We start from the raw sequence: 16,690 nt of genomic DNA on the forward strand, positions 1-16,690 counted from the left end.
ACCGGGACCGGCTGCCGACTCAGCCGATGCGGCCGGTGATGTACGCTTCGGTCCGGCGATCCTTGGGGGTGGTGAACAGGAGATCGGTCGGGCTGAACTCGGCAAGAACGCCGGGGCGGTGAGAGTTGCCGCGGTCCTCGTCGAGCATCAGGCAGGCGGTCATGTCGCTCGTGCGGCGAGCCTGCTGCATGTTGTGGGTGACGATGACGATGGTGTAGTCGTCCTTGAGGTCTTCCATCAGGTCTTCGACGCGGGCCGTCGAGATGGGGTCGAGCGCTGAGCAGGGTTCGTCCATGAGGATCACCTCGGGCTCGACCGCCAGGGTCCGGGCGATGCAGAGGCGCTGCTGCTGGCCTCCGGAAAGATCGAGACCGGAGCGATGGAGCTTGTCCTTAACCTCGTCCCAGAGGGCGGCTCGCCGGAGGGACCGCTCGACGAGTTCGTCCATGTCTCCGGCGTAGCCGTTGATGCGGGCTCCCCAGGCGACGTTCTGATAGACGGTCTTCGGGAACGGGTTGGGCTTCTGGAAGACCATTCCCACCCGGCGGCGCAGGGCGACCGGATCAACCTGATCGCCGGTGATCTCCTCGCCGTCGAATTCCAGGTGGCCTTCCATGCGGAAGGTCGGAATCAGGTCGTTCATCCGGTTGAAGCAACGGAGCAAGGTGCTCTTGCCACAGCCGGACGGACCGATCAGGGCGGTGATCCGGTTGCGAGGAATGGCGATATTGATCTGGTGGAGGGCCTCGGTCGAGCCGTACCAGACGGTCAGATCGCGTGCTTCAAGAACCACGGCCGACGTCTCGGGCGCGGGAAGGTCGACCGAGGGGGGTTGCGACTGTTGATCAATGCTCATTTCGAATGCGGATCCCCGGGGTTGGTGATCGAGGGATTCGAAGGAGGTCCGGGGACGCCGACCTGGGAGTCACCGTTCGCAAGGGCGCGGGTTCGATGCGAGGGGAACACGGTCTGGCTCACGGCCCAGCCCATCCGGCTGATTTGCGAAATCCCCCGTCCCGCGAGCCGACGGCCGGTCGGCGTTCGCAGGAAGATGGCCACCGCGTTCATCGAGAGCAAGAGGGCGAGCAAGATCAAAATGCCACCGGCGGCGACCGTCCGGAACTCCTCGCGGGGGAGCGTGGCGAAATTGTAAATCTCGACCGGCAAGGCCGTGTAGTAGTCCGACGGACTCGACGGGGTGTAGAGGATCGAATTGGCGGCACCGACCATCAAGAGCGGGGCCGTCTCGCCGATGGCTCGGGAGAGGGAAAGAATCGTGCCGGTGAGAATGCCCGGCAAGGCCGAGGGCAAGACGTGATCGCGGATCACCTGCCATCGCGTTGCCCCAAGCGCCAGGGCCGCCTGGCGAAGCGACGGCGGCACGGCCCGGAGCGACTCCTGCGTGGCAATGACCACGATCGGCAAGACGAGGAGGCTGAGCGTTAAGGCTCCGGACCAGAGCATCTTGCCCAGCGCAAGCGGATCGAACCCGAACGCCCGGCTGAAGACGACCAGGCCGAGGATGCCATAGACAATCGAGGGCACTCCGGCCAGGTTGGCGATGTTCGTCTGGATGATCCGCCGAATTCGGCCGGGAGGGGCGTATTCCTCCAGGTAAAGCCCGGCACCGACTCCGGTAGGAATCGCGATCAGGGCCACCAGGACAAGGAGCCAGAGACTGCCGACGATCCCGGCCTTGAAGCCGGCCTCGCTCGGCTCGGGAGAGTTCGTCGAGGTGGCGATCCGGGTCATGAAGCGCGAGAACTCGCGAACGTGCTGCCCGACTTCGTACCAAGGGGGGTTTGGCGGATAGGACAGCGCTTTGGCCAGCACCGAGCCGAGCAGGACGGCCAGAATCACCACCCCGCTGAGCGTGGCCACCAGGCAAAGCCCAGCGAACAACACGCCAAACACGCGGCGGCGGACCTGGCGGGGCCGGTACATCCGATCGCTCGGCCGGCTCACTGGTACTCCTCCCGGAAGTGCCGCAAGATGATCCCCGAGATGATGTTCATCACCAGTGTGACCACGAACAGCGCCAATCCCACGGCATAAAGTGAAAGATGTTCAGGGGTTCCGACCGCGGCTTCACCCTTCATCGTGTTGACGATGTAGGCGGTCATCGTCTCGACCGATCGCAAGGGGTTGAGGACGATCTGAGGTTTCACGCCCGCGGCCAGCAAGACGGCCATCGTCTCACCGACGGCCCGGCTAATCGCCAGAATGAACGAGGCGAGAACCCCCGAAAGTCCGGCCGGCAAGACGACCCGCGTCGAGACCTCGAACTTGGTGGCTCCAAGACCGTAAGCCGCCTCGCGCAACCCCCGAGGGACAGCCGACAGGACGTCTTCAGAGAGGGACGAGACCATCGGAATGATCATCACCCCCACGACGATGCTTGCGCTGAGGGCGTTGTAGAACTCGACCCGAACCATCGGCTCCAAAACGGCTTTGAGCACCGGAGTCACCAGCAGCAAGGCGAGGTAACCATAAACGATCGACGGCACCCCGGCCAGGAGTTCGAGGGTTGGCTTGAGCACGGCCCGGAGCCGAGCGGGAGCGTATTCGCTCAGATAGATCGCGCTGAGCAGGCCGATCGGCAAGGCCACCAGCGAGGAGCCGAAGGCGATGACAAATGTTCCCCAGATCAAGGGGAGGACGCCGAACTTCGGCGGGTCGGCCTTGGGATTGAGAGTGGTTCCGGTCAGGAAGTCGAGGACGCTGACACCGGAACTCTGAAAGAACCGGAACGACTCGACACCGAGGACCGCGACGATGCCGATGGTCGTCAAAACGGTGATGAGGGCACAGAGGAAGATCAAGGGGGGGATGACGAATTCCTGGCCTCTCTGGAACCAGGACTGCCCCATCCAGAAGCGTCTGGGGGGCACGTCGGGAGCCATTGGAGTGGTCTGTGGCAATTGGGTCACGGCCAGCCTACAGGGAAAAAAGGATCTCACGCGGAGGATGGGGAGTGAGTTGGGTCAATCCGCCACGGAGGAGGTCGTCTCGGCCACGGTGATCGTGGCCTTCACCCGACCGAGGGTGGCCAGGTTCTCGGATCGTTCCTGGAGATTCGGAGAAACGTAACCCGCTTGTTCGGCAAGTTCAGCGACATGATCGAGGTAAAAGGTGACAAACTCGGCGGTGACGGGGCGTTTCATCGCCTCGTCCTTGACATAGATGAACAGGGGGCGGGAAAGCGGCACATACGAGCCATCGTAGATCGTTTCAATCGAGGGAGGGACCGGTTCGGCGTCGTCAGACCTGCGAATGGGCACGGCCCGGAGGCGGTCCTGATTGGCCATGTAATAGGCAAATCCGAAGTAACCGAGCGAATTCAAATCACCGGCGATCCCATTGACCAGGACGTTGTCATCGGCGCTCGGCTGGATGTCTTCACGTTGTTCGGACAGGTCGAGGGCTTCATGCACGAAGGTGTCGTACGTGCCCGAATCGGGATCAGGAGTGTAGAAGGAGATCGGCTGATCGGGCCACTCGGGGTTCAGATCTCGCCAGGTGGTGATGGTGCTGTCGCGCTCGAACAAGGCTTGAAGCTGAGTAATGGACAGGGAATCGACGAAGGTATTCTCGGGGTTGACCGCGACGGTGATCCCGTCGTGACCCACCAGATAGCGGGACCAGGTGTATCCTCTGGCCCAGGCCCGTTCTTCCTCGATGGCCTTGGCGGGGCGGGAGGCATTAACAATGTCAACCTCACCCTCGATGTAGCGTCCGAAACCGCCCCCAGTCCCGTGATAATCAACCGTGATTTTCGGAACTCCCTCGACGGCCCGAGTATACGCCACCTGGGCGGCCACGCTGATCGGAAAGACCGTGCTCGAACCGTCGACGACGACCGGGCGTTCTCCCTCGCATCCGGCTGCAAGTCCCAGGGACACCGTCACAACCACCAGAGCCAAGCGCGCGGGGAAGCTTCGACGCAAGCAGGCGAGACGGCCCTTGAAGATCGCCGACGCTTGCAAGGGGAGAGAGGGAGAGGCGATCGTCGCCATGGAGGACTCACTCGGGACAAGACAGGGATCTTCCAGACTGTCGATTCTCAGCGAACAGAGGGCCGGAACGCATCGGAAACCCACACCGATGAGTTCAGGCTAACAGACGATCTTAACGAAAGACGGTGAATATCTTATGAAGTTCCGGCCCGCTTTGGAAAACTTCGTCGCCCTCTGAGCCGGTCAATCCAGGCAATCCGGCCGCGGCTCGGCTTGCCAAGCGGCAATGGGTCGCGATAATCGGTCGAATGCTGGAGAGGTTCCGGGACGAACGTCCTGGTCTCGCCAGAAATTGAGGCGGAGAGGGGCGGATCGGTGATGCCGTCCTGGCTTCACCGCCGACGATCAGGGAGGTGATCTGGTGCGCGTTGAACTCCGATCCTCCGACCGGCAGCGACCGTCGGTGGCGGGCTCCGCCTTCGTGGTCGTGCTGCTGGCCGGATCGGTCTTGATGGAACCGTCGGCCGAAGCCCTTGGCCAGACATCAGGCGATCGGACCGAGGCCGAGGCGGTGCCCGAGGCGCTAAACTTCGCCAACGGCCTGTTCCGAGCCCGTCGGTTTGATCTGGCGGTCCAGGAATATCAAGGATTTCTCGCCACCAATCCGTCCCCAACGTATCGGGCCGAGGCCCTTTACGGTCTGGCCAACGCTCACCACTTTCTCCAGGAATACGCCGAGGCCCGCGCCGCGTTCGAGCAGTTTCTGGAGGTCGCGCCCCCGGACCACCCGAGCGTGCCGACGGCGTTGTTCCGGGTCGGTGAACTCGCCTACGTCCTTGGTGATCTGCCCGCTGCGCTTCAGGCTCTGGAATCGTACACCCAGGGCTCCGAGAACCACCGCTACCAGGAGCTTGCCTGGCCCTACCTTGGCGATGTTCGGTTCCAGCGAGGGGATCTTCCGGGGGCGAGAGCAGCCTACGAACACGCCCTGAGCCGCTTCCCAGAGGGTCGGCTGTCGGACCGAGCCCGGCTGTATCTGGGGCGTGTGCTGGTCCGTCAGGGAGACCCGAAGCTCGCCTTGATTCGGTTCCGAGAGCTGCTCGACCGTCCCGAGGCCCCCCAGCGGGACGAGGCGTTCTATCAGGTCGGACGGCTCGAACTGGAGGCCGGGGCCTTTGAGCAGGCCCTCGAAGCCTTTTCAGCCCTTGAGCAAGCCATCCCGCAAAGCGCTTTTGTCAGTCGGAGCCGTCTGGGAAAGGCTGAGGCGCTGCTGGCGCTCGAACGGTTCGACGAGATGGTCGAGGTGCTTGAGCCGCTTCGAAACGATCCGTCTCCCGAACTGGCCGCGAGGGCCTCGTACACGATCGGTCTTGGCGCGATGAAGCAGGGCCGCCTGGACGAGGCGATGACCGTCTTTGACGAGGCCCTGGAACGCTTCCCGGACACCTCGACCGCCCCCGCCCTGCTCTTTCGATCGGCCGAGGCCTCGGAGCGATCCGGCGAACTGGCCGAAGCTCTGGCACGGTTCGAGCGGCTGGTGGCAACCTATCCCGACGACCGTTGGGTCGATGATGCCTTGCTCCAGGCCGCCTCCCTGGCCTTGAAGCTCTCCCAGCAAGACCGGGCAATCGAGTTGGCTCGCCAGATCCGGCAGGGGTCGAGTGACAGCCCACTGCACTCCCCTGCGCTCTTGATCGAAGCCCGAGCCTCGCTCGACGCGCAGCAGCCTGAGGAGGCGATTCGGTTACTCGACGAACTCCTGGCACGTCCCGAGGCGGCCCCGGAAACGACCCAGGCCGCTCGCTATTACCTCGGGCTGGCATACAAGGCGGCCGGTCGGGAGGAGGAGGCGATCCGGCAACTTGACGAGCTGGCCAACCTTCCCGACGCCCCTTACGCGGTGGATGCGCTGTATCTGGTTGGGCAAGGTCACTTCGACGCTGGTCGGTTCGACGAGGCCATCGCGGCCCTGACCCGGTTCGTCGAGGCTCGGCCTGATGGCGACGCGGCCGATCACGCCCTGGCTCGGATTGCCCTGGGTCTGGCTGAAACGGGCCAGGAGGATCGAGCGGACGAGACGATCGCCCAGTTGGCCGACCGATTTCCGGAGAGTCCGGTCCTCGGGCCAACCCGCCTCCGGCTGGCGGAGAAGACGCTGGCCGCCGAGCAATGGGACCGGGCCAAGCGTCATTTCCGCGCCCTGACCGAAGCAGAGAACGGTGATCCGGATCAGCGAGTAAGGGCCTGGTCTGGTCTCGGATGGGCCTTGATGGGTTCGGAGCGTCCGGAACTGGCCGTCGAGTCGTTTGCCAAGGTCGTTGCAGAGGCACCAGGCGACCCGCTGGCGGCGGAAGCGTCGTATGTGCAAGGGCGAGCGCTGCAGGAACTTGATCGGACCGACGAGGCAATTGCGGCGTTCGCCTGGGTGGCCACCCATCATCCCGATTCGATCGAGGCCCCGAAGGCCGACCTGGCCCGGGCTCGATTACTGGTCGAGACCGGCCAGCCGGATGAGGCCGTGCCCATCTTCGAGACCTTGCTTGCCTCCGAGCGTCCCGAACCGGTGGAAGCGGTGGATCTTCTGCTCGCGGAACTGGCATGGGCCTACCTGGACAGTGATCGAATCGAGGAGGCCGATCAGGTCTTTCTCCGTTTGCTTGAGGAGTACCCGGAATCTCCCCAGGCCGACGATGCCCGCTTGAACCTGGCGGAATCGGCCTTCCAGGCAGGCCGGTTCGAGGAGGTCATCACCCGGCTCGAACTATTGACGGACGAGGGCGCGGAGACGGAGCCTCGGATTCTTCAGGCCGCCCTGTATCGGACAGGTCGGGCTCGGGCCGAGCGGCAGGAGTGGGACGAGGCGAGCAGGGCCTTCGACCGGCTCGTCAGCGATTTCCCGGATGGCAGCTACGTCCGAGAAGCGGGGTTCTGGTCGGCCGAGGTCGCCTTCCGCAAGGGTAATCCCGAGGCGGCCGAAGCCGGATTCCGAGCCTTGATCGACGCCACTCCGGAGGATCGGGAGGCGGAATCGTGGCTACCGACTGCCCGGTTGCGACTCATTCAGGCCCTGGTGCAGCAGGAACGCTGGTCGGACGTCTTGGCCCTGGCCGACGCCCTCAAGGCCGAGGTCCCCGACCTGCCCCAGATGGCCGACCTCGACTATGCCCGAGGCCGAGCCTTGCAAAGTCAAGCTCCCCCGCAGTTTGAGGAGGCCCGAACGGCCTATCAGGCTGTCATCGACGCTCGCAGGGGGGGAGAACTGGCTGCGATGGCTCAGTTCATGAGGGGAGAAACCTTCTTCCACCAAAAGCAATACGAGGAAGCCCTCCGCGAATTCCTCAAGGTTGATATTCTGCCGTCGTACAATGATGCGCCGAAATGGCAGGCCCTGGCCTTGCTCGAAGCAGGGAAAGTTTACGAACAACTCGATCGCTGGGCCGACGCCGCCGACATTTATGAGAGGCTCCGCTCGCGATTTCCGGACGAACCGGCCTCCGCCGAGGCGAATCGCCGGCTGTCCGTGGCGCGGCGGCGGGTCTCAGGAGAGGCGGTCGGTGCGGGTTCGGGATCGGGTCGGCGTGGCTGATTTTCGTGACTCGCGACGCCCCGCGCATAGAAAAAGGACGTTCGCCATGCGTCGGATTGCGATCGAAAGCCGCCTGGTGTCGCGTCGAAGGCTGGTCGGCCCGGCGCTGGCGATGGGCTTGGTGGTGCTGCTGGGAGGTGCCGATCGACCGTCGAACCTGGAGCAAGCCTCGACGGTCGCGTCGGAGCAACTTCAGTGGTTCGCCCGACAGGCCCGGTCGTGGTATCAGAACACCCCCCCCGCCGACCGGATGACCTGGGGAGGGCTGGCGGCGTGCGGATTGCTTGGTCTCAGCGTTCTGGGAGAGCGATCGCTTCGATTGCGAACAGCTCGCGTATTGCCGACTCGCTTTGTCGATCGGTTCCGCGACCGCCTGGAAGACGGGCAACTCGACAAGGGGAAAGGGACCGACCTTTGCGAGATGAACCCGAGCCCGGCGTCCCGGATTGCCCTCGCGGCCATCCGCCGCTGGGGACGCCCCGCAGCGGACCTGGAACGGGCCGTGAGCCTGGCCCGACAGGTTGAGGTCGATCGACTGAGGCGGAACGTCGGGACCTTGCGTCGGATCGCGGCGCTGGCTCCGCTGGTGGGATTGCTGGGCACGCTCCTGGCCGCGGGTCGGGCTCTGGCAAGCCTGGACGGGGCGGCAACCTCGGCCGCGTGGGGTCCTGCGCTGGCGGGATCGCTGGCCCCGTTGACGGCGGGCGTTGCGCTGGCCATCCTGGCACTGGTCGCCTACGACGGCTTGATGGGCCGGGTCGAATCGCTCGAAAACGCCCTCGATCGGCTTGGAGCCGAGACGGTGGACGCCATCGCCGTGCTCGCGGCCGCTCAGGCGAGCCGGGCCGAAAAGGGTACAACAGCGGCTCAAGCAACGTCGTCCCCTCGTAATGCTTCGGCCGGTCCCCACTTCGGGATCGGAGGCCAGTCCCGGGGCTCGCAGCCGATCCGGGTCGAGATTCCTGACTCCTTGCGAAACTTCTGACGCACCCCCTGGCGGGGAGTGATCCAACCCGGTTCACTCTCCCGCCGGCGTCCTTTGACCCGGAGGGTCGGGGGACTTCTTGAATGGACGACCGGAGGAGAAATGACCGGCCTGAATCTGGAACCGTTCCTCCGATTGCTTCAGGCCGACGTCGGCGCCTGGACGACCCTGGGCGTGATTGGCCTGCTCCTGGCCCTGATCGTCTGGACCGGCTGGGGATCTCGACGGGTGCTGAGAAAGTGCCTCGTGCTGTCGATCCTCGCTCACATGGGCGTGGTCTTCTACAGTGGCGAGGAACTCTCGAAGCTGATCACACCCGGCATGCCGGATGGTCAGGTGATCGACGGGCCGGGCATCCGAGAAATCCGGGTTACCATGCCCCCCCTTTCAGCTGGTGGAGGAGCGAAAGACCTCGACACCTCCGCTACCGGGCCGAACGGCCAGGGAGGTGGACTTGCGGCCGACCGAGACCTGGCGTCGCTCGCCTTGCTCGACACGATCGATCCGGAAGTCCGAGGGGCGACCCGCCCCGACGTGACGCCGGACGATTGGCCCCAGCCGCCGGCCCTCGATCGGCCCGCGGCTCCCGAGATTTCCGACGTCCAGCTCGCTCCCGAGCCGAGCCTCCCCAGCAATCTGGCGGCGCGGGATCGGGGCTTCGAGCCGGCACCGGATTCCCCTCCGATGATCGAGCCATCGGCGATCGACCAGGCCGACGTGGCCGCGGTGATCGGCAACAATCGTCCTGCCGATCGACCCGCCGCGGTCCCCCTGCCCGATCTCGATCGGCTGGCGACTCGCCCAGGCCTTCGTGACGATCGGGTCGGACTCCGCCCGTCACCTCGATCCGAGATTGCTCCCCCGTTGCCCGACCTCGATCAGCCCGACCCGATCCTCGGATCGGTTCCTGATCGCCTCGACAATCAGACCGAACCGGCTCCAATGGCTCCTCGGGCTGCCGCCGAGACGGCTCCGGAAACGACGGACGTGGCCGACGCTCGTCCCCGCCCTCGGCCGGATGCTCGAACCTCGATTCCGAGCCCCGAACTTCCCGAAGCTCCCGGTCGAGGAGGATTCCGCCCTGTGCCGGAGCCACGAGACTCCTCCGATTTGCCTTCTCTGGACTCACGGGCCGGGGCCGAACCGGTTCCCCTTCCCGACCGGAATCGTCAGGAGTCCGAGCCGTTTCCGCTCCCAGTCGCCGAGGCAAGGCCCGGAAGCGTCGAGGGATTCGTTCCCGAGGCGGAGCCCCCCTCGGAGGCTGACCCGGAGGCGGTCGTGGGACCGGATCGCCGCCCGGTGGCCCGTCAGGCCGAGGAGTCACCGCTCGATGTGCCCGAGGCGGATCTTCGGGTCGCGGCCCGTCCCGCTCCCGATCGCTCCCCGGCCCGGATCGCCGACCGATCAGCGCCTGTCGCGGCCCTGGATCTGGATCGCCTGATTCCCAGAACGTTGCCGGAGTTGCCCGGCATGCAAGGAGCCGTCGAACGGCGAACCCTGGACGACGTGCCCGAGGTCTATCGTCCCCGACTCGACCCGAACCGCCCCGAACTCGCTCGTCGAGCCGGGGCGAGCGCCGCCAGTGAGGAAGCGGTGGAACTGGCCCTCGACTGGCTCGCCCGGCATCAGGATGCCGACGGCCGCTGGAATGCCGGGACGGCGCGGTATCGAGACGGTTCCCCCGCCTCAGGAGACACCAGTTTCACGAGCCACTGCCCCCCCGGAGACATCTGCCACGGCGAATGCTTCTACTGGGAGGCGGATACGGCCGTCACCGGCCTGGCCTTGCTGGCGTTTTTGGGCTCCGGTTACACGCATCTCGATGGCAAATATGCCCCGGTCGTCGGCCGGGGGATCGACTTTTTGCTGACCATTCAAAAGGCGGACGGCGACCTGAGAGGCCCCAGTCGGGCCGTGGGAATGTACTGCCATACGATGGCGAGCCTGGCCCTCTCGGAAGCCTACGCCCTGAGCGGCGACCCGAAGCTCGAAGCGCCGGTCGAGCGGGCTGTCGCCTTTCTGGTGGAGAGCCAGTACCCGGGCCTGATGGGCTGGCGCTACTCCCCTCGTGGCGAGATCCGACGGACTCCGGCCGAAGGGGGTCGAGGTTGGAATTACGAACCCCATCCTCCGGTCGGCGATACGAGCGTACTCGGCTGGGTGGTGATGGTGCTCAAGTCGGCGTCGGAAGTGGGGATCGAGGTTCCTTCGAATGCAGTGCAATCGGCACGGAACTGGTTGCAGCGGGTCGCGGACGGCGACGCGGAGGGGCTTGCCCGGTATCAGCCGTCTCGACCGTCCGATCCGGTCATGTCGGCCGAAGCCTGGGTTTGCCGTCAGTTTCTCGGCTTCGGCGGCCCTGGAGCGGCCAGTACAGAAGCGGCCTCGTACCTGCTCCAGCATCCCCCCTCAGCAGACGCGTTCAACAGTTATTACTGGTATTATGCGACTCTGGCGATGTATCAGAGCGGCGGCCCGGCCTGGGATCGCTGGAATCCGCTCGTCCGAGACACCCTGGTGAGCCTTCAGCATCGCGAGGGGCACAAGGCCGGAAGCTGGGACCCCGACCCGACACGCTACGGCACGCACGGCGGCCGGGTGTATGCGACCGCCCTGGCCGCGATGACCCTGGAGGTTTACTACCGATACCTCCGGCTCTACGTCTCTGAGGCAGGAGTGGCGGGAGGCTCTCCCCTTGCTCCCCGATCATTACGGTCGGGAGACGACGGTCTGAGACGAGCCTCGGGAGACGATTTCCCCTGAGGAGCCCTGATTCGTCCCGGAGATCCGCCGCTTGCGAATCTGGCCGGGCTGCCCCATGCCCGGAACGCTCAGGGCCGTTACAATTGTCGTCGACCTGACGATGCGTCTCCGATCGAGACGGATCGCCGCCGCCCCCCCGAACACCGCTGCGCTCGGGAGACGACGCCTTGAATCCGTTGCTGCTGCGCTTTCCGATCTTCTGGGCACAGACCGTCCCCGACGAGTTCGAGATGCCCTTGCTGGCGCTTCGTCGCTGGTTCTGGGGCCAGACCCTCTCCTCGGCCTGGGCGGTTCCCGGATCCGAGGGATTCTGGGCCTGGATGCTCGGGCTGCTGGTGCTCTTACTGGTGGCATTGGTCCTTCAGGGACCGGTTCGAGCCCTGGGACAATTGCTCGATCTGCCGGGGCATATTCGGTTGCTCGGCGCGGCGGTGGAACGGCTGCGGGCGTCGGCCCGGTTGGTGATGATCTTGCTGGGAGCGTCGGTAATCTCGTGGACCTCGGCGCTGTTGCTGCGCTACAGGAGGCCGTCGGGCCTGGCAGATCTTTCGTTGCTCACTCGGACCCGATCCGTCCCCGAGGCGGCTGTGGAACAGGGGATTCTGGCAGGACTGACCCCACTGCGCGACCTGTTCAGCCTGGCGGATCTCCTGGTGTTGCTCGGAATCGCCATCTTTGTGGCGTTCCGGTTCTCGGGCGATCGTTGGCGAACCAACGAGACGGACGAGCACGTCGAGGTCAAACCGGGGTGGGTGACCGTCTCTTGGATTGCGGCCTCGGTGTATGGGCTCTACCGGCTGGTTGCGATGGTGGCGTCTGGCGACGATCTGCCGATCGTCGGCGGGTTGTACATCGAGCCCCTGGTGGTTCCGGTCGTCATGCTGATCTCCGACGGTCTCCTCGCATCCTGGGTCCTGGTTGAGCTGCGCCGAGCCGAGCGTTCGAGCGATGTCGAGCCGATCGAGGTCGCGGCCATCTTCGCCCTGCTCCCGGCGGCGATCCTGGGATGTCTGGTCGTGATGCCGGCTCGCTATCTGGCCACGATGGGATATCTGTCGCTTCCGTATGTCCCCGATGGCATTGCTCGATCGGTACTTGCCCCGGTTCTGGGAGGCTGGGGCCTGTTGACGATGCAGGGGGCAGCCGTCGCCCTGGTGGGTCTGGTCGGCGCGGCTCCCTGGTGTCGAGGCGGGTGGCGAGGCGCGCTGAGAGGGTACGGCCGCCTGCTCCGAGCGGAGGGAGGACACCTGGTCGCAACGCTCTTTCTGGGAGGGCTTGCGGCGGCTTTTCCAGTGGGTCTGGCCTACGTGCTGGTCCTGTCCTTGCCCCCCCAACCCTGGGTGTTGCCAGCGGCCGACAGCTACGCGCACTACGTCACGCTGGTGGTTGGCCTGGGCCTGCTCGCGGCCCTGGTCGAGCTTGGAAATCGCTCGGTGGTGGTGTCGAAATCGACGTCCTCCGGGGAGGTTTCCGAAGCGCTGCCGATGGTCTCGTGATCATCACGGTCGACGTGTTGCGCTTGACATGAACGCCACCGGGTGTGAGGATTAGAGGAGTCGATCAGGCCCGGGCCTGACAACCGAGCAGCCTGTCTTGTTCCCGCTGCTCCGGCTGTTTTGCCCGCCAACGTGACCAGCTTTTGCGTTTCATCATTCGTCGATTGTCGCCCGGGCCGGGCCCATCCCCCACGACACATTTGACAATTCGGAATCGCCTCAGTTCGAGGTTCATCGCCCCCTGCGCAGGCGCCGGTTGGCTCGTGGGAGAAGGCTCGCGCTGCCTCCCCGACGCGTTCGTGCGCCCCAAATGCGTCGTCCAACGCGTCGCCCGTCGCGTCCGGAGGCACCGAGCAGTCAGGAGGGACACCGCATGACGGCCGGATCGGACTTGATTGCCAAGATCGCTCGCCGCCAGAACCTGGCGGAATACCAGAAGAAGCACTGGACAGGGACGTTTTCGGAATATCTTGAGATCGTCGCCCAGGACCCCAAGGTCACGCGCAACGCGTACCAGCGGGTCTATGATATGATTTTGAGTTTCGGCACCGAAGAGATCATCATCCACAAGGAGAAGTTTGTCCGTTACAGGTTCTTCGATGACCCGATCGAAGACGGACACGACGCCATTTTCGGACTCGAAAAACCGTTGATGAATCTGGTCAACGTGCTTAAGAGTGCCGCCCTGGGTTATGGAACCGAACGTCGCGTGCTCTTGCTCCACGGACCGGTCGGCAGTTCCAAGAGCACCATTGCCCGGTTGCTCAAGAAAGGGCTGGAGTTCTACTCTCAAACCGACGACGGAGCGCTCTATACGTTCGACTGGAAAGAGGATGGCCCCGAAGGCGAGCTTCACTGGGTTCCCTGTCCGATGCACGAGGAACCCTTGCACCTGATTCCTCCCGAGTATCGGGCCGATCTCCTGGCGGAATTGAACGCCGGCCGCGGCCCGGACGACTTCCAGGTTCGGATCGTCGGTGAGCTGGATCCGTATTGCCGGCAGATGTTCAAGGAACGTCTGGAGCGATATGGAGGCGATTGGACCCGGGTCCTGGAGGATATTCGCGTGCGTCGAGTCCTGCTCTCGGAGCAGGACCGTGTGGGCATCGGCACCTTCCAGCCGAAGGACGAGAAGAACCAGGACGCCACCGAACTGACCGGCGATATCAACTACCGCAAGATCGCCGAATATGGTTCGGATTCGGACCCAAGAGCCTTCAACTTTGATGGCGAGTTCAACATCGCCAACCGGGGAATCATCGAGTTCATCGAGGTCTTAAAACTCGATGTGGCGTTCCTCTACGATCTGCTTGGCGCGAGTCAGGAACACAAGATCAAGCCGAAGAAGTTCGCGCAGACAGACATCGACGAGGTGATCGTCGGGCATACGAACGAGCCCGAATATCGGAAGCTTCAGTCAAACGAGTTCATGGAAGCCCTGCGCGACCGAACCGTCAAGATCGACGTGCCGTACGTCACGAAGCTGTCCGACGAGATCAAGATTTACGAAAAGGATTACAACAGCCGCCGCGTCACCGGCAAGCGCATCGCGCCTCACACGCTGGAAGTGGCGGCCATGTGGGCCATCCTCACTCGCTTGGAGGAACCGAAGAACGCCGGCCTGACCTTGATGCAAAAGCTGAAGCTCTACAACGGCAAGACCCTGCCGGGCTTCACCGAAGACAACATCAAGGAACTGAAGGAAGAGGCCGAACGCGAAGGGATGCTCGGCATCAGTCCTCGATACGTTCAGGACAAGATCTCCAACGCCCTGGTCGCCCACGCCGAGGAGCGTTCCGTCAACCCGTTCATGGTGCTGAACGAGCTTGAGTCGGGTCTGAGGCACCACTCGTTGATCAACAACGAGGAAGTCCGCAAACATTACAAGCATCTGCTGGCGGTCGTGAAGGAAGAATATGAGGATGTCGTCAAGAACGAGGTCCAGCGTGCCATCGCCGCCGACGAGGAGGCCCTGACGAGGCTCTGCGGCAACTACATCGACAACGTAAAAGCCTACACCCAGCGGGAGAAGGTCAAGAACAAGTACACCGGCCAGCCGGAGGAACCCGACGAGCGCCTGATGCGGTCGATCGAGGAGAAAATCGATATTCCCGAGAGCCGCAAGGACGACTTCCGGCGGGAGATCATGAATTACATCGGTGCCCTGGCACTCGATGGCAAGACGTTCGACTACAAGACGAACGAACGACTTCAAAAGGCCCTGGAACTGAAACTGTTCCAGGACCAGAAGGATACGATCAAGCTGACGAGTCTTGTCTCCAGCGTGGTGGACAAGGACACGCAGGAGAAGATCGACATCGTCAAGGGTCGCCTGATCCGAGACTACGGCTACGACGAAGATTCAGCCACCGACGTCTTGAACTACGTGGCCAGCATCTTCGCCCGAGGAGACGTGAAGCGCGGCGGCGGCTAAGCCGGCCAGACCTTCCCCGAGATGGCCCCCGGTGCAGGCCAAGACCGTGGGCCATCTCGACCGATCGGCGGTGGATGTCAGCTCCCCGGTTCTTTCGCATCGTGCAGGCAGGGCGGGTTGTCCCGGCATGGGGCGGCTCCTGCCGCGCCGACGGGTTCGTCGCGCCGGCGGGCAACCCACCCGATCTCAACAGTGGCGAGGGGCGTGGGCCTTGGTACGGAAAATCGAGCGGGACCAGAACCGCTTCCGACAGATTGTCCGCGGCAAGATCAAGGCGGACCTGAAGAAGTACATCACGCACGGCGAGATGATCGGCAAGACCGGCGGCGAGCTGGTCTCGATCCCGATGCCGTCGATTGACCTGCCCGAATTCCGCTACGGCCCGAAGGGGTCTGGCGGGGTCGGCCAGGGTCCCGGCGACGTCGGTCAGCCGATCGGTCGATCCGGAGACGGCGAGGAAGGGGCCGGCCAGGCGGGCGACAGCCCTGGCCAGCACATCCTCGAAGTCGAACTGACCATGGACGAACTGGCCGAGATCCTCGGCGAGGAACTGGAGCTTCCCCGCATCCAGCCCAAAGGACAAGCCAATATCATCGAGGAGAAGGATCGCTACACCGGCATCCGACAGGCTGGTCCCGAGAGCCTTCGGCACTTCAAGCGCACCTACAAGAAGGCCCTGAAGCGACAAATCGCCTCGAACACCTACAACCCAGACGATCCGATCGTCATTCCGGTCCGAGAGGACAAGCTCTATCGCTCCTGGAACCCGATCTACCTGCCGCAAACCAACGCCGTCGTCCTCTACCTGATGGACGTCTCCGGCAGCATGACGGACGACCAGAAGGAGATTGTCCGGATCGAGGCCTTCTGGATCGACACCTGGCTCCGAAGCCAGTACGACGGCGTGACCACCCGCTACATCATTCACGACGCGGGAGCCAAGGAGGTCGACGAGCACACCTTCTACCACACGAGAGAGTCCGGCGGCACGCGAATCAGCTCGGCCTACCGCCTGGCCCACAAGATCATCGAGGCCGACCACCCGCCGGCCGACTGGAATATTTACGTCCTGCATTTCTCCGACGGCGACAACTGGGGAGAAGACAATCGTCATTGCGTGGAACTCTTGCGCAAAGGTCTGCTTCCCAAGTGCAACCTCTTCGGCTATGGCCAGGTTGAGAGCCCCTATGGTTCGGGCGAGTTCATTCGAGAACTGGAGGACGCCTTCGAGAACGAGCCGAACCTGGCCCTCTCGGAGATTCGCGACAAGGAAGGAATCTACGACTCGATCAAGGAGTTTCTCGGCCGAGGCCGCTGAACGCCGGCCTGACCAGTCTCTCGGCCTTCGATCGTAGACATGCCCCGTTTGCCGACCCGGCTCACCCTGTTGCAGTCCCCGGACGCGTGTGAATCAGATCATCTTCCGATCGGCCGAGCCACCCGACGCTGCTTTCGACCGGAACGTCTCGC

At 64.0% G+C, this 16,690-nt stretch carries 10 protein-coding genes; 6 read left to right on the forward strand and 4 right to left on the reverse strand.

Going from position 1 to position 16,690, the window contains the following annotated elements; translation table 11 throughout:
- Positions 1-19: 19 nt before the first annotated feature.
- The 4 genes from pstB to GA615_RS22675 form a co-directional block, all read right to left on the reverse strand.
- Positions 20-856, reverse strand: a complete 837-nt coding sequence (gene pstB, locus GA615_RS22660) for a phosphate ABC transporter ATP-binding protein PstB (RefSeq protein ID WP_152053611.1) — start codon at positions 854-856, stop codon at positions 20-22.
- On the reverse strand, positions 853-1,965 hold the full coding sequence (pstA, locus tag GA615_RS22665; protein ID WP_235905627.1) for a phosphate ABC transporter permease PstA: 1,113 nt from the start codon (positions 1,963-1,965) through the stop codon (positions 853-855). The genes pstB and pstA overlap by 4 nt, the downstream gene beginning before the upstream one ends.
- Complete coding sequence (gene pstC, locus GA615_RS22670) at positions 1,962-2,903, reverse strand: phosphate ABC transporter permease subunit PstC (protein ID WP_152053612.1); 942 nt, start codon at positions 2,901-2,903, stop codon at positions 1,962-1,964. Before pstC ends, pstA begins: the two co-directional genes overlap by 4 nt.
- Before the next feature lie 81 nt (positions 2,904-2,984).
- Complete coding sequence (locus GA615_RS22675) at positions 2,985-4,016, reverse strand: PstS family phosphate ABC transporter substrate-binding protein (RefSeq protein WP_152053613.1); 1,032 nt, start codon at positions 4,014-4,016, stop codon at positions 2,985-2,987.
- A gap of 361 nt (positions 4,017-4,377) precedes the next feature.
- Between GA615_RS22675 and GA615_RS22680 the strand changes: the two genes are divergently transcribed.
- From GA615_RS22680 to GA615_RS22705, 6 genes are all read left to right on the forward strand, one after another.
- A complete protein-coding gene (locus GA615_RS22680) occupies positions 4,378-7,542 on the forward strand; it encodes a tetratricopeptide repeat protein (RefSeq protein WP_152053614.1) in 3,165 nt (1,054 codons plus the stop codon).
- Positions 7,543-7,588: 46 nt separating this feature from the next.
- Positions 7,589-8,527, forward strand: coding sequence for a MotA/TolQ/ExbB proton channel family protein (locus GA615_RS22685; protein WP_161602492.1), 939 nt, complete (start codon positions 7,589-7,591; stop codon positions 8,525-8,527).
- 102 nt (positions 8,528-8,629) lie between these two features.
- A complete protein-coding gene (locus GA615_RS22690; RefSeq protein WP_152053616.1) occupies positions 8,630-11,290 on the forward strand; it encodes a prenyltransferase/squalene oxidase repeat-containing protein in 2,661 nt (886 codons plus the stop codon).
- 167 nt (positions 11,291-11,457) lie between these two features.
- Positions 11,458-12,786 (forward strand): hypothetical protein, encoded by a 1,329-nt coding sequence (locus GA615_RS22695; RefSeq protein ID WP_152053617.1) that lies wholly within the window; start codon positions 11,458-11,460, stop codon positions 12,784-12,786.
- A 373-nt stretch (positions 12,787-13,159) separates the two neighbouring features.
- Positions 13,160-15,220: a PrkA family serine protein kinase gene (locus tag GA615_RS22700; RefSeq protein ID WP_152053618.1), complete on the forward strand. Its 2,061-nt coding sequence runs from the start codon at positions 13,160-13,162 to the stop codon at positions 15,218-15,220.
- Between the two features lie 211 nt (positions 15,221-15,431).
- A complete protein-coding gene (locus GA615_RS22705) occupies positions 15,432-16,538 on the forward strand; it encodes a DUF444 family protein (protein WP_152053619.1) in 1,107 nt (368 codons plus the stop codon).
- Positions 16,539-16,690 lie beyond the last annotated feature (152 nt).

It is taken from the genome of Tautonia marina, from assembly GCF_009177065.1.
GTDB lineage: Bacteria > Planctomycetota > Planctomycetia > Isosphaerales > Isosphaeraceae > Tautonia > Tautonia marina.